Below are 19,010 nucleotides of genomic sequence, written 5' to 3'. Positions count from 1 at the left end.
CTCCCTGTTTCTTATTACCAAACTGGTTGATCCAAACCGTCTGATGTTTCTTCGATAACTTTTTTCACGTCATCTGTGTGGTAAGCTGCAACAACTTTCTTGATAGCATCAGCTTTTGGTGATGATTCCCAATCTTTTTTCGCAACGATGATGTTGTACCATTGTTTTGAGTTTTCATCAGCTTGTTCTTTGAAAAGTGCTTTCTTGTAGTCCAATTTTGCTTCTGTAACGAAGGTATTGTTTACAACGGCAGCGTCAACTGATGACAATGAACGAGCTGTTTGGCTAGCGTCCAATTCAGTGATTTTCAAGTTTTTTGGATTTTCTTTGATGTTAGCAACTGTTGCAAGAGCAGTTCCTGAAACGTCCAATTTAATCAAGCCAGCTGATTGAAGCAAGTAAAGCGCACGGCTTTCGTTTGTAGCATCGTTCGGTACAGCGATTTCTCCGTTTGCTGGGATGTCTTCTACTTTAGTGTACTTGTTGTCACTTCCATTCAAACCTGAGTAAAGGCGGATTGGAGAGATGTAAGTATCTGCAATCGCTACAAGGTCTTTCCCGTTTTCTTTGTTCCAGTTGTTCAAGAAGTTATAGTGTTGGAAAGCGTTCAAATCTACTTCGCCATCAGCAGTTGCCTTGTTTGGTTGTGAATAGTCTGTGAACTCTGTAAATTCCAAAGTGATACCGTCTTTTTTAACCAATTCTTGGATTTTGTCCCAACGTTTTTCTTCAGAACCGCTACGGTTAACAGTTGCGATTTTGATAGTTGTTGCATTGTCTGCTTTCTTTTCTGAATTTCCGCAAGCTGCAAGAGCCAAACCTGCGACTGTAGCAAGAGCTGCCACACCAAGCCATTTTTTGATTTTCATGATTCTTTCTCCTTAAAAATAATACCGTACTAGTATCTCACAATTTGTTTGATTTCACAAATTGTTATTAGATAATCAGATATATAGTTTAAAACTATATCACTAAAAACTGAGAAATCATCCACCTGATTCAGAATGGATGATTTCACAAAATTATTTAATATCAGCTTCTGCTGGTAGGTAAGTGTCTCCGAAGAATTGTTTAGACAACTTTTCAAGCGTTCCGTCTTTGTAGAGTTCTTGGATACGTTTATCTACAAATGATTTCAACTCATCTTGACCTTTAGCAAGAAGTGGGTAAACGTAAGGTTGTTGGTCGCTTGGAAGTTCAATAACTTTCAAGTTGTCCAAACCTTGGTCCTTGATGACTGTTTCAACACCGATTTTATCAAAAATCTTGTAGTCAAACTGTCCATCGCTCAAGCGTCCCATGATTTGTTGGAAGTCTGCTTTAGTATACTTTAGGACAGTTGGATTATCTGAATGTTGTTTGTTGTAGTCTTCTAGCTGTTTAGCAGATGTTGTCCCTTGAACAACTTCTGTTGATTTTCCACCGATATCATCAAGCGATTTGATGCTAGGGTCATCTTTTTTCACTACAAGAACGTTAGGGTTTTTAGCAGTTGGAGCTGCATAAAGGTATTTTTCAGCACGTTCTTTAGTGTAGCTGATGTTGCTAACAGCCATATTGTAACGGTCAGCATCAAGTCCTGCAAAGACTCCTGACCACTCTGTCTTCTCAAACTTGACATCATACTTGTCAGAGTCTTTAAAGATAGCGCGAACCACTTCAATTTCGTAACCAGTCAATTCTCCATTTTCTTCATAGTTGAATGGTTTTGGTGTAGCATTAGTTGCAACGATAATTTCTTTCTTGCTGGCTGCTTCTCCTTCTTTCTTAGCACCACCTGAGCAAGCTGCTAGCACACCTGCAGCCACAAGTCCTAGAGCAGCAAGAGATGAGTATTTAACGATTTTTTTCATGTCATTTCCTCCAAAATAGAATACCTTATTATCTTATCAGAAAAAAAGTAATTATGCCATTATATGATATTTATCTCTGTGATAGATTTTCTTTATGGCTGATTTATACTCAATGAAAATCAAAGAGCAAACTAGAAAGCTAGCCGCAGGTTGCTCAAAGCACTGCTTTGAGGTTGTAGATAGAACTGACGAAGTCAGTAACATATATACGGTAAGGCGAAGCTGACGTGGTTTGAATTTGATTTTCGAAGAGTATTAAAAGACCAAACGCAAGACTGCAATTAAGACCACTCCAAAGAGAACTGTTCCGACTAGATTGCGGTAGCGAAAGGCCACCCAAGCCGTTGGAAAGACGGCTAAGAAGTCTAGCCATTTAATTTGAGGAAGGCTCCCAACCTTACCTGTCACTACGCTTGACAGAATCAAGGCAAAGATAATAGAAACGGGCAAGAACTTCAAAAAGCGCTCAACGATCGCAGGCAAACCCTTATACTTGACCAAGATGAAGGGAATCATACGGGGAATCCAGGTCACCAAGCCAGAGAAAATAACTGCTAATAAAAGATACTTACTGACCATCTAATACCACCCCCATTGTACAACCAAGTAGCGTCGCAAACAGAACAGCTAGTGACTGAGACACCACTGTTAAGAGTAAAAAGAAGGACACCGCAACAACTGCTAGGATAATGAGCAGATTGCGGACAGGAATCCGTCTTTGCATAATCTGGAATTGCGAAGCAAAAATCCCGATGAACATCCCAACCAAGGCAAAATCTAATCCAAAGATTTCTGGATTTGGTAGCAGGCCACCCAGAGCCGTTCCGACAACTGTTCCCACAAACCAAGCCACATAGCTGTTGAGATTGTTTCCGTGCATCCACATAGGATTGACCTTGTCTGTATGGGCTAACTCGCCCATCAAAACGCCATAAGTCTCATCCGTCAAGAGACTAGACATACCGATATTTTGCCAGAGGCTGGTATGACGGAAATAGGTTGACGCATGCAAGCTCAACAAAAAGAGACGCAAATTGATCAAAAAGACCGTCATAGCAATAGCTGCCACAGGAGCTTGAACCGCAATCAGGGCCAGCATGGCAAACTGGGCACTCCCAGCATAAACAAAGAGGCTCATCAAGCCCATCTCAACAGGTGTCACATAGGGCGCACCAATAATCCCACAGGCCAAGCCAATACTGACATAACCAAGGGCCGTTGGCATGGCCGCCTGCGCCCCCTCCCAAAATCCTTTTTCTTTCATCTTTCTCCTCATATTGTCTTAATAATACTCAATGAAAATCAAAGAGCAAACTAGAAAGCTGGCCACAGGTTGCTCAAAACATTGTTTTGAGGTTGCAGATAGAAGCTGACGCAGTTTGAAGAGATTTTCGAAGAGTATAAGTAGGCTGAAAAGGCTCCAGCCATAGCATGGACTATTATAACACATTCAGGAAAGAGAAAAAAGTCTGCTGATTGTAATCAGACAGACTCCATTTTATTCTTATTTAATCTTGAAGAATTGAACAATTGCCACAATACCTTGATAAATAAAGACAAAGGCAATGGTGTAACTAATATAGAGACCGGTCATCAATGGGTGTCCCATCATGATTAAACCTGCTACGATTCCTAAAATCCCCATCCAAACTAGAGGGGTACCTACCGATTTATCCGTCTTACGAACCTTGAAACCAACGATAGTTTTTGTAATACCATTTGTCAAGGCCCATAAAGAAATGATAAATGGTACAAATGTTACCATTTCAATAAAGCTACCTGAGAACAAGGTAAGAGCGAGGATGAGGGTAACAATTCCTCCAAATAAATTCCAGCCATGCTTTTCTTCTGATTTGAAGTATTGTACAATCTCAGAAATCCCTTGAACTGCAAATACAAGTGCAAACCAGAAAGTCATGGAAGCCAAGCTAATAAGAGGATGTGCAAACATATTAAAACCTACAAAAACTGCAAAAATACCCGCAATTAGTAACAACCATTTCCAAATTTTCGACATTATTTTTCTCCTTTTTTAGAGGAATCTTCCTCTAGTATTCCATAAATCATCATATCCAAAACCTGTGATAATTGATGTTCATATCCTGAAACCAAGTCAGGCAAACTGCTATCTGACGAAACAGTTAAATAATAGGAACGAAACATATCCTGAATCAATCGCAGATAGTCCATAGCTCGTTTCTCATCAATATGCTCTTTCAGTTTGGATTCTGATATAAGTTTTTGACAAACTTGTTCATTCAAGTCCAAAAAGATAGCTTTCTGTGGTGCAATGTCTGCTTCCAATTCTTCTGGTGTCGCAATCATTGCCTCAAAGAAAATGTGGCTATGTTCTGGGTATTGCTGATAAAATTGGTGACGTCTTTCCATATAATCAGCTAAGGAGGGCACTTGACCTTCCACCCCCAGAAACACTGCCAAAGCTTTCTCAAAACTCTCCTGAAAACAAGTTAGATAGAGGTCTGATTTCCCTGAAAAATTATGATACAAAACTCCTTTGGAAATACCATCCACTTTACAAAGTTCATTGATGACAAAACCTTGATAGCCTTTTGTAGCAAATTCAAACAAAGCAGCGGTAATGATTTTCTCTCTTCGTAGTCTTGTTTTTTTCTTCTTTTCTCATGTATTTATCTCTACATTTTTTAATTATAAACCGATTGGTCTGAAATGTCAAACAACTTTCTCAAAAATTTAACAGTCTGCTGATTGTAGCCATCATAAACAGACTGGAATCCAGTCTCAAACATATAATATACACATTCTTCGCTAAATGTTTTCACGGATATTCAAGAGTATGATAAAGGCAGCTAGAAGAAATAGCAATAAAACAAAGCTAACTGCCAGAGTTCCAAAGCTAGTAGCAATGGTTACCAAAGCTATTGTAAATAAGCTAGGTAAAACAACTGTAATGGCACCGATAGAGGATTGAACTGCTCCCATTGACTCCTCAGGTATTTGTTTAAAAATGAGTTCCTGTAATCGAGGAGAGAGGATACCTGCGAAAAAGGCATCCAAGGCACTAAAGATAAGAATCCAGTCAAAACGAACTGCCACAAAGCCAACTAAAAGGAGTAATTGGATAATAAGCGAGGCATATAGGGCTAGTTTTATGGAGATTGTATTCTTCAGATAGCCACTCACAAGGCTTCCGACAATAAGGGCTGACAATTCAAGGGTGGATAACAAGGCAAGAGATTGACCTGTTTGTAAATTCAAAAAGGGCTGATTCCTCAAAAACAGAGTAGAAACAGGAACTGTAACATTTATCACTGCTTGACTAATAGAGATAATAAACAAAACCAAGAGCACCTTATTCATATTCCATATCAATTTTGATGATTGGAGCAGATGCTGGCAAAAGGATTTTACAGAGAGTCCTTCTTGATAGCTAATCGTTTTTTCTACTTTCAAGAGGTCTGTTTTTATGAAAAGAATACCTAAAAATGCGATTAAAAAGGTCAGAGCATTCAGTAAGGAAATAGACTGGATAGATAGAATACCTAGTAAGACTCCTCCTAGAATATTACTGATTGTTTTCACTAAACTAACAGTTGACTGTTTAAATCCAATAGCTTCTGCCAGATGATCTTGCCCAATAATTCTAATGAAAATCGGAGTGAGCATGGCGCCTGAAAAATAGCTCAATGTGTCAGACAAGAGGTTAATCAGACAAATAAATGCTACTAGCAACAAGGAGAAAGACTGCCCTGAAAGCGATAGGGACACTATAGAGTAAAGCAAAAATTTTACAAAACTAATAATTGTATATTTTAGGACACGATGATGTTGAAAATCCGCCAAAACTCCCAGAAAGATTTGTAGAACTTGGGGAAGGGTTTCTGAAATCGTGATAAGTAAAATCGCCAAAGGGGCAAAAGACGCATCTGCCACATAATTCAAAAAAGCCAGATAAAAAATCGTATCCCCAACCGTTGAAATCCACTGGTTGATGGTTAATTGCCTAAAATTTCTATTTTGAAGAAATACTTTCATCACAACTCCTTTTAAAGTTCCAGTGTATAGAAAACAAGACTTGGTTTAATATTGAACTCCAAGCCTTGCTCATATTCAGATTCATCCATTATATGATGTTCATGCCGTATTTTATAATAAATCATATCTTAAAAATACCAGACCACACTATTCCCTGCTTGTATTTAGCTTCTTTCTTTTGGACAAATTTTGCTAAATCCAACAACTCTGTCGGCGGTTCACCTTTAAAGCTCAACAATTCTTTAGAGACGGCAAAAGAAAGACGTACAGCTAACAAATCTTCATTAGTACTAGAGAACTGTTTTGCTGTTTCCAGCAATTGCTTCCTAAATTCTTCCGTCAAGCTAATTTCTTTATTATTGTATAGGGAATGAATTAACATTTGTAACTGACTTTGTTTTTCCATCGTTTACCTCATTTTATCTAGGACGCCAAGTTTCACTTTTAGTCCAGCCATTTACAGTATGCTCATAATTAAACATATACTGTACGAATTCCCATCTATAAACCACTTCTGCGACTTAGGATCTGCTTGAAGTGCTTTACAAGGATAGTATAACACGAAAATTAGCTTATTTTAGAAAATCGCATATTTGATATTTTTTCTTATAGAAATTTCAGATTTGCAATTGTTGACTACTCAATAAGTTCTTTGTATTGCTTCAAACGCAATTCGAAGAGGGCTAGCAATTGTGGATTTTCTAATACTTGCAGAGATTGGATAAATCTTTCAATCTCTTTTTGATTGCTTCCTTTGGTTTGAAGGAAAATCTTCATTTTCTTTAAAAACTGCCACAATACTTTTTCAAAAACATCGTATGGACGAAGCATGCTCTCTAGCTCAGCTTCAAAAATTGGGATATAAGAGAAAAGTTTACGCTCCATGAGTTCTGATATAATATTCAGAAATCCACTTTTCATATACAATCGATTATGTACCAACTCTTTAAATTCCCTAGATTTCTCAATTAAAGCGGTCGATAAAAATATCAAATCTTGATTGCTCAAGAAGGGCATGGTATTGCAAAAGAGATAGAGTTCAAACCAGGTCCAAGACTCAATAGCATAGAGATAGATAGTCAAAAACTCGCTATCTTCTTTTACTAATGGATAGTTCTTATTTAAGGAATGGAGTGCGTTTTTAATTACAATGGCATTCAAACGACGATAGGTCTCTGCCATCTGTTCTTGCTCGACTTCCTCCAACAGTTGCTCTAAACCAGCTATATCTTGGTGGGCAAAGCGATCCACAACCTTTCTACCAATCTGCATATGTAGGGATTCTTGATAATTGTTTAGCTTATGACCAAACTCATCAAAATTCATATTGATCCCTTGGATGGCTAGGATCAACTTATCCGCAGATAGCATAGACTGCCCTAGTTCAAACTTGGACAACTGAGAGGCTGTTAGACCAGCACAAGCCACATCTGACTGCTTGAGCTTTCTCGCCAAACGTAATTCCTTGTAAAATTCTCCCAACTCCATTCTCTCAATCATCTCACCACCTCCTATTTTTTATATAGTATATCATTATTCACAATTATTTGTCAAAATATTCTGACATTTAAGAGAGCAAAAAAGCCAGCCCTAAGCTGACTCTTTATTCCATGGTATCAAAAGCGAGACTTGGTTTGGCATTGAGGTCCAAGCTTGCAAAGTTTTCTTTGTTCCATTCGCTGACGCTGGCATAGGCAATCATACCTGCATTGTCTCCGCAGAGGCGCAGAGGTGGAATGATGACCTTGACATCTGCGATTTCGGTTGCTAGGCGTTCTCTGAGACCTTTATTGGCTGCCACACCACCTGCCACGACTAGAGTTTTAACAGGGTATTTCTCCAAAGCCTTCTTAGTTTTTGCCATGAGAATATCCAGGACAGCTGCTTGGAAGGATGCACACAAGTCCTCTGTAGACAGACTTTCTCCCTTTTGCTCGGCATTATGGTGAAGATTGATAAAGGCAGACTTCAAACCTGAGAATGAAAACTCCAGATTATCTTCCTTAATCATGGCACGAGGAAAATCATAAATATCCTTCCCCTGATGAGCTAGCTCGTCAATCTCGCGACCTGCAGGATAGGTCAAGCCCATGACACGGCCGACCTTATCATAGGCCTCCCCAACCGCGTCATCTCGCGTTTCCCCGACAATCTTGTAATCACCAGCCTCGGAAACATAGACCAACTCTGTGTGTCCACCACTGACCAAGAGGGCTAGTAAGGGAAACTCCAAAGGTTCCACACTCTGAGCTGCCATGAGGTGGCCAGCCATGTGGTTAACGGGAATCAGCGGAAGTCCATGTGCCCAAGCAAAGGCCTTAGCAGCTGACAAGCCAACTAGCAAGGCTCCGACCAAGCCTGGTCCATAGGTAACCGCAACAGCTGTCACATCCTCTTCCGTAATCCCTGCTTCTGCTAGTGCCTCCTCGATACAGGCTGTAATGACCTCTACATGGTGACGACTGGCTACTTCAGGTACTACGCCCCCAAAACGTTTGTGACTCTCAATTTGACTAGCAATGACATTGGACAAGAGCTCATCGTCGTTTTTCAAGACGGCGACACTGGTCTCATCACAGGATGTCTCAAATGCTAAAATATATCTATCCTTCATCTATTTCTCTCTTCATGATAATGGCGTCCTCGACTGGGTCATGGTAGTAGGCCTTTCGCTCAGCGATGACCGCCATCTTTTCTTTCTTGTAAAATGCTTGCGCTCGATGATTTGACCTTCTGACTTCTAGGAAAATCTCCTTGTCTGTCGGCAATTGAGCAAACAAGGCTGACGCAATTCCCTGACCTTGATAGGTTTGTTTGACAGCGATTTGCAGGACTTCTGCATCAAAAAGATTCTCCTGTACAGCTAGAAATCCAATCACTTCTGCCCCATCATAAGCCAGAGCATACCAAGTCTGATCTTGGGACAGATCTGCTTGGATTTGTTCCAGCGTCCAAGGACTGACTGGGTAAACAGCTGCCATAACAGCGTAGATGGCTTGAGCCAAATCAGGTTGCTGTTGGATTCGCTTGATTTCTATCATAGGCGTTTAATGTAAGACTCGCCAGACTCGGTATGGTTCTTGAGCCAGTTTTCCTCAGCCTCGACACGTTTGAGGTAGTTCGGCACAAAATCATGCAAGGAGTCTGCTTCCTTATCCCAAGCCCAAAGAGCAAGATTGGCTGCATTTGGCAAGGTTTCTTTGAAATTAGTCCTTGGCAAGTGTTCTTGAATCTGCCCCACAAAGAGGCCGACTTCTCCGACAAAGGTAACCTGACTAGCACCCTTGATTAACTCAATCACTCGCTCAAAGGGCAGGTGCGCTTCTGGCATGACAGGTTTAGCATTTTCATAAAATCCTGCGTAAACATTGTTGCGACGCGCATCCATCAAAGGGACAAACAAGCCTTCTTGTTGGTAGGGCACCAGAGCCAAGAGACTAGACATACCAACTAACTCGATGTTCAGAGTGTGAGCTAAGGTTTTAGCAGTTGCTACCGCAATTCGCAAGCCTGTGTAGCTACCTGGCCCTTCCGCTACCACGATTCGGTCCAAATCCTTGGTTGTCCAATCCAAACTTGCCATCAAAAAATCGATGGCAGGCATGAGGGTAATACTATGATTTTTCTTGATGTTAATAGTAGTCTCAGCAAGAACCTGCTTGTCCTCTAAAATAGCGAGAGAAAGAGCCTTGCTGGACGTATCAAAAGCTAATACTTTCATAACACATTCCTATCTTTTTGTCTGTTTACTATTATACTACAAAAGCTGGCACATGGGAATTTTCTTTGCCCCAAAACAAAAATGCCCCATCATGAGCAGGGCATCTAAGCATTTAATCCAAAGTAAAATATAAACCAAACTACATAGGTTACGAGGAGGAGAAAAAGCGAGTAGAGAGTCACAAAGGTAATTTTCCACAAGAACTTGGTTTGTCGTTGTTCCAGTTTGGCAAATAGAAGATTCCCTCCATAAACGCAAGCAACAAAAACAATAAAAGCTACTAAGCGAGCTCCGATAGCAAAAGCAAATAAGTTATACATAGGGCAACCTCCTTGACTTAAAAACTATATGGAATTATGACAAGCAATAAATTTCACTTCCGTTATCAAGATAACATATTTCCTCTATTTTTGCAAACGCTTACCAATAAGTGAGCCTATGACTTTCTCGTTTCCGTCTTTTACTAATTTTTCATTTTGTGGTATAATTGAAATAATTGTAACGAATCAAGGTCAATCTAGACAAAAAATGGAATGAAATCAAGCAATTCTCTGCTAAAAGTTTGGAATAAGCTGACCTGTAAATAGAAAGGAACTATATGATTTACAAAGTTTTTTATCAAGAAACAAAAGAACGTAGCCCACGCCGTGAAACAACACGCGCACTTTACCTAGACATCGATGCCAGCTCAGAACTTGAGGGCCGTATCGCTGCTCGTCAACTTGTCGAAGAAAATCGCCCAGAGTACAATATCGAGTATATCGAACTCTTGTCTGACAAATTGCTAGATTACGAAAAAGAAACTGGCGCCTTCGAAATCACGGAGTTCTAATATGGCCTATACTCTTAAACCTGAAGAAGTCGGCGTTTTTGCCATCGGTGGTCTGGGAGAAATCGGGAAAAACACTTACGGAATTGAATACCAAGATGAGATTATCATCGTCGATGCTGGGATTAAATTCCCAGAAGATGACTTGCTGGGTATCGACTACGTCATTCCTGATTACTCTTACATCGTGGACAATATCGACCGAGTCAAGGCTGTCTTAATCACACATGGACACGAGGACCACATAGGTGGCATTCCTTTCCTGCTCAAGCAAGCAAATGTCCCTATCTACGCTGGACCGCTTGCCTTGGCTTTGATCCGTGGGAAACTCGAAGAACACGGCCTCTTGCGCAACGCCAAACTTTACGAAATCAACCACAACACTGAGTTGACCTTTAAAAATCTCAAGGCAACTTTCTTTAGAACGACTCACTCTATTCCAGAGCCTTTGGGGATTGTCATTCATACACCTCAAGGAAAAATCGTTTGTACGGGTGACTTCAAGTTCGACTTTACTCCAGTTGGAGAACCAGCTGACTTGCACCGTATGGCTGCTCTTGGTGAAGAAGGCGTGCTCTGTCTTCTGTCTGACTCAACAAATGCGGAAGTGCCAACCTTTACCAACTCTGAAAAAGTCGTTGGTCAGTCCATCATGAAGATTATCCAAGGCATCGAAGGACGTATCATCTTTGCATCCTTTGCCTCAAATATCTTCCGTCTCCAACAAGCAACAGAAGCTGCTGTTAAGACTGGACGTAAGATCGCTGTCTTTGGTCGTTCGATGGAAAAGGCCATTGTCAACGGAATTGAGCTTGGCTACATCAAAGCTCCTAAGGGAACCTTTATCGAGCCAAATGAAATCAAAGACTACCCTGCAGGAGAAATTCTGATCCTCTGTACAGGTAGTCAGGGCGAGCCAATGGCAGCCCTCTCTCGTATCGCCAACGGAACCCACCGTCAGGTACAACTCCAACCAGGTGATACAGTTATCTTCTCTTCTAGTCCAATCCCTGGAAATACCACTAGCGTCAACAAGCTGATCAACATCATTTCTGAAGCTGGTGTCGAAGTTATCCACGGTAAGGTTAACAATATCCATACATCTGGACACGGTGGCCAGCAAGAGCAAAAACTCATGCTCCGCTTGATTAAGCCAAAATACTTCATGCCTGTCCACGGTGAATACCGCATGCAAAAAGTCCACGCTGGACTAGCAGTGGATACTGGTGTTGAGAAGGATAATATCTTTATCATGAGCAATGGTGATGTACTTGCCCTTACCGCAGATTCTGCTCGTATCGCAGGTCATTTCAACGCTCAAGATATCTATGTCGATGGAAATCGTATCGGTGAAATTGGTGCAGCTGTTCTTAAAGATCGTCGTGATCTATCTGAAGACGGTGTCGTTCTGGCAGTCGCAACTGTCGACTTCAAGTCTCAGATGATTCTATCTGGTCCAGACATCCTCAGCCGAGGCTTTGTCTACATGAGAGAGTCTGGTGACTTGATCCGTCAAAGCCAGCGCATCCTCTTCAATGCCATTCGTATCGCTCTGAAAAATAAGGATGCTAGCGTTCAATCAGTCAATGGTGCCATTGTCAACGCTATTCGCCCCTTCCTTTATGAAAATACAGAACGTGAACCGATTATCATCCCAATGATCCTCACACCAGATGAAGAATAAATCATAAAACAGCCCCGATTTTTCGGAGCTGTTTTTCTCTATGCTTTCTTTTCTTGATTTTTAGAAATACTACGATTTTTACCTTCAAGATACACCATCAAAATAGAAATATCTGCTGGGTTTACTCCCGAAATACGGCTGGCTTGGCCGATGGTTTCTGGATTGATGAGTTTGAACTTCTGACGGGCTTCTGTCGCGATAGAGTCAATGTCATCCCAGTCAATATTGGCTGGAATGCGTTTTTCTTCCATGCGTTTCATCTTGGCAACCTGGTCCATGGCTTTGGAAATATAGCCTTCGTACTTGATTTCTGTTTCAATCAATTCGATAATCTTGTCATCCAAGTCCTCAGCAGCTGGCCCGATGAAGGCCACCACATCTTGGTAAGAAACTTCTGGACGGCGAAGGAATTCCTTGGCTGTCACTGCATCTGTCAACGGCTTGAAGCCCATCTCCTCAACCTTGGCATTGGTTTCCTTGATCGGCTTGAGTTTGATGCTGTCTAGGCGTTTCATCTCATTTTCAAATTGATTTTTCTTGATTTCAAAGCGAGCCCAGCGTTCATCATCCACAAGACCAATCTCACGTCCCATCTCAGTCAAACGCATATCAGCATTGTCATGACGAAGAATGAGACGGTACTCGGCACGACTAGTCAAAAGGCGATAAGGCTCAATGGTTCCTTTGGTCACCAAGTCATCAATCATGACCCCGATATAACCGTCACTGCGCTTCAAAATCAATTCAGGCTTGCCTTGGATTTTCAGAGCCGCATTAATACCCGCGATAATCCCTTGGCCAGCAGCTTCTTCATAACCTGACGTTCCATTTGTCTGACCAGCAGTGAAAAGACCTGAGATTTTCTTGGTTTCCAGAGTTGCACGCAACTGATGAGGCAAGACCATATCATACTCAATGGCATAACCTGTCCGCATCATCTCTGCATTTTCCAAACCTTTGATGGAATGAACCAAGTCACGCTGGACATCCTCAGGCAGACTGGTTGAAAGTCCTTGAACATAGACTTCCTCAGTATTGCGCCCTTCTGGCTCTAGGAAGAGTTGGTGGCGTTCCTTGTCCGCAAAGCGCACAATCTTGTCTTCAATCGACGGACAGTAACGAGGCCCCACTCCCTTGACCACACCTGTAAACATAGGCGCACGATGGAGGTTGTTTTGGATAATCTCATGACTGGTTCCATTGGTATAGGTCAACCAGCATGGTACCTGGTCCTTGACATAGTCCTCATCACGTGAAGTGTATGAGAAGTGGTTTGGCGCTTCGTCCCCTGGCTGAATCTCTGTCACGTCGTAATTGATAGAGGAAGCCTTGACACGTGGAGGAGTCCCTGTCTTGAAACGACCGATTTCGAGTCCCAATTCCTTGAGATTATCAGCTAGGTTGATCGAAGCTAGACTGTGGTTAGGACCTGATGAGTACTTTAGATCTCCAATGATGATTTCTCCGCGGAGTGCAGTCCCTGTCGTCACGATAACAGCCTTGGCAGCATACTCTTGATGGGTCGCCGTACGCACACCGACAACCTTGCCATCTTCCACCAAAATCTCATCAATCATGGTTTGACGAAGGGTCAGATTTTCTTGATTTTCAACTGTCTTGCGCATTTCCTTAGAGTAAAGCTCCTTGTCAGCCTGCGCACGAAGGGCACGGACAGCTGGACCTTTCCCAGTGTTGAGCATCTTCATCTGGATGTAAGTCTTGTCAATGGTTTTAGCCATTTCACCACCGAGGGCATCGACTTCACGCACGACAATCCCCTTGGCAGAACCACCGATGGAAGGATTACAAGGCATGAAAGCCAGCATTTCAATGTTGATAGTCGCAAGTAAGACCTTACAACCCATACGGCTAGCGGCCAAGGAAGCCTCGACCCCAGCATGTCCCGCACCGATTACAATAATATCGTATTCTTCAGTAAAATTATATGTCATGTTTCTCTCCTATTCCTCAAGATGGATGTGTCTTAGTTGGCCGTCCCAATCTTGCAGGGCTGTTTTCAAAAAGACTGGAACTAGATTGATACCCTCAAGCTTGTCTATGTCAATCCATTCACAGGGCTGCCTTTTCTCATCTTCCTGCATGGTCAATGGAGCATCTTCAAGCAAATCCACCAGATAATGAAACTCGATATTGTGATAGGAAACACCGTCCTGTTCAAAACGATTTTCAACCACAAAAGCTAGCTGCCCAGCTTGAGCTTTGACACCCAGTTCTTCCCTCACTTCACGGACTACTGCGTCTTCCGTGCTTTCATTGACTTGAATTGCACCGCCGATAGTATAATACTTGCCCTCATCTTTGGTGACTAGAAGTTTGCGATTTTGGAGAATCAAGGCTGTCGCCCGAACACCAAAAACTGTATTTCCTACTTTTGTCCGAAAGTCTTGTTGAGTCATTCTTGTCCTTTCCCTTAAACGACACAAAAACAGTCAAAACTCCAAAGAAGTGCAGGACAAAAAAGCCTGCAACATCCATGAGCTTTGACCATCATTTCTATTGCTTTTATTATTGTAGCAAATTGAGAAAATTTGTCAATCTAAATGTACTGACAAACTTGTCCATCGCGGTAAGCATTGTCAATCAAACCGCCACCTAGACACTCTTCACCATCGTAAAAGACAACTGCCTGTCCTGGTGTGATGGCGCGCTGTGGTTCCGCAAAGATGACCTCTGCCTTGTCTCCTTTGACATGGACGGTCACCTTAGAATCAGGCTGACGGTAGCGGAATTTAGCCGTACATTCGAGCGTAAACTCCTCTGGCATCTCACGAGTAAAGTGGACTTGACTAGCCTCTAGGCTGGTTGACATGAGCGAGTCATGGTAGAATCCTTGTCCTACATAGAGAATATTCTTGCTTAGGTCTTTTCCGACAACGAACCAAGGTGCATTGTCACCACCGTGTTGTCCACCGATACCGAGTCCACCACGCTGACCAATTGTATAGTACATAAGACCTGCATGCTCGCCCATATCGCGACCATCTACAGTCATCATGCGACCTGGCTGAGCTGGCAGGTAGTTGCTGAGAAAGTTTTTAAAGTTCTTTTCTCCGATAAAGCAAATCCCTGTCGAGTCTTTCTTCTTAGCAGTCGCAAGGCCTGCTTCTTCTGCTAGTCTGCGAACTTCAGGTTTTTCTAAATGTCCCAGCGGGAACATGGTTTTTTGGAGCTGTTCTTGCGAAAGCTGGCTGAGAAAATAGGTCTGATCCTTGCCATTGTCCACGCCACGAAGCATGTGAACTGTCCCATCCTCATCACGCGCCACTCGGGCATAGTGCCCAGTCGCCACATAGTCTGCCCCCAAAGTCATGGCATAGTCCAAAAAGGCCTTGAACTTGATTTCCTTGTTGCACATAACATCTGGATTTGGTGTGCGTCCTGCACGGTATTCCGCTAGGAAATACTCGAAAACGCGGTCCCAGTACTCTTTTTCAAAGTTGACAGAGTAGTAGGGAATACCAATCTGGTCTGCCACTGCAGCCACATCCTTGTAATCTTCGGTCGCCGTACAGACGCCGTTTTCATCTGTGTCATCCCAGTTCTTCATGAAGATACCAATCACATCGTAGCCCTGCTCTTTGAGCAAGAGAGCCGTCACCGACGAATCAACACCACCACTCATCCCCACGACAACACGTGTTTTAGAGTTATCACTCATGGTAAATCTCCCATCTATTCGTTTATTCACGATTGAAGGTCGTGTGTGCTTAACGATTGAAGGTCGCTTGAGCAGTATTCATTATAACATGCTTGGTTGGAGAAGACAAGAAAGAGGCTGATAATCTACAAGCCTCTCTGTAAATACATATATAATTGTTTAAAATGAGGGTGATTTATAGATTAATCCCCCTACTGCTCATTATCTTATTTATAAAATAAACTAAAAATGTTATACTGTAATGAGGAGGAAGACGTACATGATTCCTTAAAGTTACTACCACCCATGTACGTAGAATGATTGTGAAAAACTACAAAGATATCCTAAAATCCAAAAATACCATTTTTACTATTATCATTGTCGCAAGTCTTGGACTTTTAATAGGTTTAGTCATTCATCAAGAAAACATCTTAACAGAAAGAGGCAATATTGCTTTCTTCAAACGGCAAAAAAATGAACAAGATGTCGAACAAGTAAAAAAAGCCATCAAAGATTTTAATATCGATTCTGAAACAATTATAGAGGATTGGAAAAAAATTCAAGAATTGAAGCCAAACACTGACGAAGGCAAGCAAACATTAGCAGACTTTCTTGCTACTACTGCCGATAAAATCACAAATCATTATACTGAAAAAGCTTTAAAAATGGATATAAAGGAATCCGATAGTCAGTTTGAAGATAAACAAAAACTTGAAACAGCCATCACTTCCTTACAAAAAATACTAGAAATCATTAAAAGTGTCAACTCCACAAGCGAACAAGCCGCTATTGATGAAAAAATAAAACCCATTCAAGAACTGATTTCTAAATTCCAAAAGCAAGTTGAAGTCTTGACCAAAAAAGAAGGACAACAGACTGACAAAAAAGAAACAGAGACGACTAGTAGCGATGGGGGGAGAGAAAGCTATTCTTCACAAGGAGGCAACTACACTCCAAGCTATACTGAGTCAAATGGGAACAGATACAGTTCACAAGCACCTGCAAGCGAACAACCTTCATCTGATAGTGCTGGCAGCAGCGGAAATGATGTGGCAAGTACACAAAATCAAGTAGCTAATACTTCAGAAGCTAAAGCAGAGACTAATACCAATAGTAACAATGCTGAAGTTCCCACAACAAATAGTGATGATCTCGCTAGTTTAGGGGGCGGAGTTACATCATTCGGTCAGCAGTAAGCAATCGGCTATCACTAATTTAATTGTCTTTTATCGAACAAAGTACATAAAAGGCTAGCAAAAACTAACTTCTAAATAAAACCACACTGTCATTCCAATCTTGAACACAATCAAATTGAAAGGGATACTGTGTGGTTTTTGAATGTTCAGAGATTCGTTTTTTAAGCAATTGTCGATCAAAATGTCCGTTTATTTGTCAATAATCCGAGAAAATCTTGTCGTTTCAAGTCGGAGAAATGTTTGGCGGAAAGACTTCCCTTTTGAAGTCCATCATCTCTGACCTGCAAATAATAGCTATGTTGGCTTGTTTTAATCGTCAAAAAGTCTCCAAATACAAAAGCTCTTTTCCAGTTGCGAATCTCAAATTCTTTTATCTCTGATTTGGGAATACGGATAAGTCCTTGTCGCAAATCACGATGATGCTCACTTGTGAAAGTCATCCCATTTCCAAGATTTCTTATCAGCAGTTCATCTGGAGTTACCATCACCAGCGCTATTTTAGTTAAGAAAATTTCAACTGTTGGTGGTAAAATCGCCAAATCAAACCAAGGATGTAGGTAGCGATAGGCTAAGAAATAATGAGGCTCCTCACCCAATCCTAGTTGTTTATACAAGGTCTTGACTTCACTATCTAACCTCGCTTCAAAAGACACATCCGAATGCTCTTCTTCCTTCCTCTGATTAACATAACGCATCCAGACTAGGAAACCTATAAAGACTAGGACAAATATTCCTGATAAAAGATATTTTAAATTGTAGTTCATCGCTTAACCTCCTGATTCACACCTCTGCCTAAAACAGAAGCCTATTTATTTTGAAAATAGGTCCATCATAACTTTAAATAAGACGGGTGTCATTAAAATTAGGATAATTCCTATCACAAATATCATGACTACTCGAAAAAGTTCCTTATTTTTAAACATTTTTCCACCCCTTTTCTAGCTACATCATAGTACTCATTAACCCCATATTAAAATTACACCAAACTTATTTTAGCTTTCTTTTTTACTTTTTATATTACTATGATACAATATTTTTAATAGGATTTTATTGTTTGTTAACTTTTTTCACTAAAAGGAGAAAATCATGCGTTATGATTTTGGAAAGGTCTATAAAGAAATACGTGAGTCAAAAGGATTAACCCAAGAAGAGGTCTGCGGAGATGTCCTATCAAGAACCAGCCTATCAAAGATTGAAAGTGGTAAGGCAACTCCTAAATATGAAAATATGGATTTTCTTCTTCGGCAAATGAATATGAGTTTTGAAGAATTTGACTACATCTGCCATCTCTATCAGCCGAGCCAACGGACAGAAATCATGCAAACTTATCTCAATATGAATTCCATCATTGGTGGCAGTGGTCTAGTTCATTTTTTTGAAACATGCCAAAACTATCTCAAGACCCATCACGACCTGCCTATAGAAGAAATCAGGGATATGCTGGAAGTTGTCATTCATATTCGCCAACATGGTACAGAGCAACTGTCAGACCAAGTGAAACAGACTATCAAAAAACTTTGGGAAAAAATTGAAAAACAAGATACATGGTATGAAAGCGACCTAAAAATCCTCAATACCATCCTTTTCAACTTTCCCATTGAACACCTCCATCTCATCACTGAAAAAATCTTGCAACGCTTAGAAGACTATAAAAACTATCAACATTTATATGACTTGCGAATGACAATCCTACTCAACATTTCCACCATTTACTTATACCATCAAGACAAAAACATGTGTCAACAAATCTGCTATACTTTACTAGAGGATGCCAAGAATAAGAAAAGCTACGATATGCTTGCTATCTGCTATGTCCGTATTGGGATTTGTAGGGATGATGCCAAACTTATCCAAAAAGGATTCTCCCTTCTAGAGCTGACCGATGAAACTTCCATTCTAGCCTTTCTCAAAAAAGAAGTGGAGATCTATTATCAACCGAAAGAAATCATGACCACCCGTCAAACGGGTGGTTTGTCCCAGGGCTATAAGCCCAAATTACCAGCCAGCGCCTAAAGACGCTGGCTTTCACTTTGTTCAAGCCTTATTGCTCTTGAC

The 19,010-nt window shown here is 41.1% G+C and carries 21 protein-coding genes; 4 read left to right on the top strand and 17 right to left on the bottom strand.

Annotated elements, in window-relative coordinates:
• Positions 1-14: 14 nt before the first annotated feature.
• From ACERDH_RS06235 to ACERDH_RS06175, 13 genes are all read right to left on the bottom strand, one after another.
• Entirely contained in the window at positions 15-869 is an 855-nt protein-coding gene (locus tag ACERDH_RS06235) for a MetQ/NlpA family ABC transporter substrate-binding protein (protein ID WP_000694522.1), read from the bottom strand.
• Positions 870-1,022: 153 nt separating this feature from the next.
• Positions 1,023-1,853: an amino acid ABC transporter substrate-binding protein gene (locus ACERDH_RS06230; protein WP_049500712.1), complete on the bottom strand. Its 831-nt coding sequence runs from the start codon at positions 1,851-1,853 to the stop codon at positions 1,023-1,025.
• 255 nt (positions 1,854-2,108) lie between these two features.
• Positions 2,109-2,432 (bottom strand): AzlD domain-containing protein, encoded by a 324-nt coding sequence (locus ACERDH_RS06225; protein ID WP_000253936.1) that lies wholly within the window; start codon positions 2,430-2,432, stop codon positions 2,109-2,111.
• Positions 2,422-3,117, bottom strand: coding sequence for an AzlC family ABC transporter permease (locus ACERDH_RS06220; RefSeq protein ID WP_000659743.1), 696 nt, complete (start codon positions 3,115-3,117; stop codon positions 2,422-2,424). Before ACERDH_RS06220 ends, ACERDH_RS06225 begins: the two co-directional genes overlap by 11 nt.
• 240 nt (positions 3,118-3,357) lie before the next feature.
• Positions 3,358-3,870: an HdeD family acid-resistance protein gene (locus ACERDH_RS06215; protein ID WP_000036821.1), complete on the bottom strand. Its 513-nt coding sequence runs from the start codon at positions 3,868-3,870 to the stop codon at positions 3,358-3,360.
• The gene (locus tag ACERDH_RS06210) at positions 3,870-4,454 is read right to left on the bottom strand and encodes a TetR/AcrR family transcriptional regulator (protein WP_261100231.1); all 585 of its coding nucleotides are present in this window, start codon (positions 4,452-4,454) and stop codon (positions 3,870-3,872) included. The genes ACERDH_RS06215 and ACERDH_RS06210 overlap by 1 nt, the downstream gene beginning before the upstream one ends.
• Before the next feature lie 186 nt (positions 4,455-4,640).
• Positions 4,641-5,867: an MFS transporter gene (locus tag ACERDH_RS06205; protein ID WP_261012086.1), complete on the bottom strand. Its 1,227-nt coding sequence runs from the start codon at positions 5,865-5,867 to the stop codon at positions 4,641-4,643.
• A gap of 121 nt (positions 5,868-5,988) precedes the next feature.
• Entirely contained in the window at positions 5,989-6,273 is a 285-nt protein-coding gene (locus ACERDH_RS06200; protein ID WP_004254985.1) for a bacteriocin immunity protein, read from the bottom strand.
• Positions 6,274-6,503: 230 nt separating this feature from the next.
• The gene (locus tag ACERDH_RS06195; RefSeq protein ID WP_020901821.1) at positions 6,504-7,367 is read right to left on the bottom strand and encodes an Rgg/GadR/MutR family transcriptional regulator; all 864 of its coding nucleotides are present in this window, start codon (positions 7,365-7,367) and stop codon (positions 6,504-6,506) included.
• A gap of 103 nt (positions 7,368-7,470) precedes the next feature.
• The gene (gene tsaD, locus ACERDH_RS06190; protein ID WP_386685404.1) at positions 7,471-8,481 is read right to left on the bottom strand and encodes a tRNA (adenosine(37)-N6)-threonylcarbamoyltransferase complex transferase subunit TsaD; all 1,011 of its coding nucleotides are present in this window, start codon (positions 8,479-8,481) and stop codon (positions 7,471-7,473) included.
• Positions 8,471-8,908, bottom strand: a complete 438-nt coding sequence (gene rimI / locus ACERDH_RS06185; protein WP_386685406.1) for a ribosomal protein S18-alanine N-acetyltransferase — start codon at positions 8,906-8,908, stop codon at positions 8,471-8,473. Before rimI ends, tsaD begins: the two co-directional genes overlap by 11 nt.
• Positions 8,905-9,588, bottom strand: coding sequence for a tRNA (adenosine(37)-N6)-threonylcarbamoyltransferase complex dimerization subunit type 1 TsaB (gene tsaB / locus ACERDH_RS06180; protein ID WP_386685408.1), 684 nt, complete (start codon positions 9,586-9,588; stop codon positions 8,905-8,907). The genes rimI and tsaB overlap by 4 nt, the downstream gene beginning before the upstream one ends.
• 104 nt (positions 9,589-9,692) lie before the next feature.
• A complete protein-coding gene (locus ACERDH_RS06175; protein WP_049500723.1) occupies positions 9,693-9,908 on the bottom strand; it encodes a hypothetical protein in 216 nt (71 codons plus the stop codon).
• A gap of 278 nt (positions 9,909-10,186) precedes the next feature.
• Between ACERDH_RS06175 and ACERDH_RS06170 the strand changes: the two genes are divergently transcribed.
• Positions 10,187-10,420, top strand: a complete 234-nt coding sequence (locus ACERDH_RS06170; protein ID WP_000639572.1) for a DNA-dependent RNA polymerase subunit epsilon — start codon at positions 10,187-10,189, stop codon at positions 10,418-10,420.
• A 1-nt stretch (position 10,421) separates the two neighbouring features.
• Positions 10,422-12,101: a ribonuclease J1 gene (gene rnjA, locus ACERDH_RS06165; RefSeq protein ID WP_004263010.1), complete on the top strand. Its 1,680-nt coding sequence runs from the start codon at positions 10,422-10,424 to the stop codon at positions 12,099-12,101.
• Positions 12,102-12,139: 38 nt separating this feature from the next.
• On the opposite strand, the gene mnmG is transcribed toward rnjA, so the two are convergent.
• The 3 genes from mnmG to mnmA all read right to left on the bottom strand — a co-directional run bounded on the left by mnmG (position 12,140) and on the right by mnmA (position 15,780).
• Entirely contained in the window at positions 12,140-14,053 is a 1,914-nt protein-coding gene (gene mnmG, locus ACERDH_RS06160) for a tRNA uridine-5-carboxymethylaminomethyl(34) synthesis enzyme MnmG (RefSeq protein ID WP_261072366.1), read from the bottom strand.
• Positions 14,054-14,062: 9 nt separating this feature from the next.
• Positions 14,063-14,518, bottom strand: a complete 456-nt coding sequence (locus ACERDH_RS06155) for an NUDIX hydrolase (RefSeq protein WP_033685615.1) — start codon at positions 14,516-14,518, stop codon at positions 14,063-14,065.
• 140 nt (positions 14,519-14,658) lie between these two features.
• Positions 14,659-15,780, bottom strand: coding sequence for a tRNA 2-thiouridine(34) synthase MnmA (gene mnmA / locus ACERDH_RS06150; protein ID WP_001282954.1), 1,122 nt, complete (start codon positions 15,778-15,780; stop codon positions 14,659-14,661).
• A 302-nt stretch (positions 15,781-16,082) separates the two neighbouring features.
• Between mnmA and ACERDH_RS06145 the strand changes: the two genes are divergently transcribed.
• Entirely contained in the window at positions 16,083-16,955 is an 873-nt protein-coding gene (locus tag ACERDH_RS06145; protein ID WP_386685413.1) for a hypothetical protein, read from the top strand.
• Positions 16,956-17,131: 176 nt separating this feature from the next.
• Here the strand turns inward: ACERDH_RS06145 and ACERDH_RS06140 are convergent, their stop codons facing one another.
• The gene (locus ACERDH_RS06140; protein WP_386685415.1) at positions 17,132-17,719 is read right to left on the bottom strand and encodes a hypothetical protein; all 588 of its coding nucleotides are present in this window, start codon (positions 17,717-17,719) and stop codon (positions 17,132-17,134) included.
• Positions 17,720-18,041: 322 nt separating this feature from the next.
• Between ACERDH_RS06140 and ACERDH_RS06135 the strand changes: the two genes are divergently transcribed.
• A complete protein-coding gene (locus ACERDH_RS06135; RefSeq protein ID WP_386685417.1) occupies positions 18,042-18,968 on the top strand; it encodes a helix-turn-helix domain-containing protein in 927 nt (308 codons plus the stop codon).
• Positions 18,969-19,010: the final 42 nt, after the last annotated feature.

The sequence above is a fragment of the Streptococcus bovismuti genome, assembly GCF_042436615.2.
GTDB lineage: Bacteria > Bacillota > Bacilli > Lactobacillales > Streptococcaceae > Streptococcus.
Note: the sequence above shows the minus strand (reverse complement) of the source record. Positions and strands in the feature narration are given on the sequence as shown.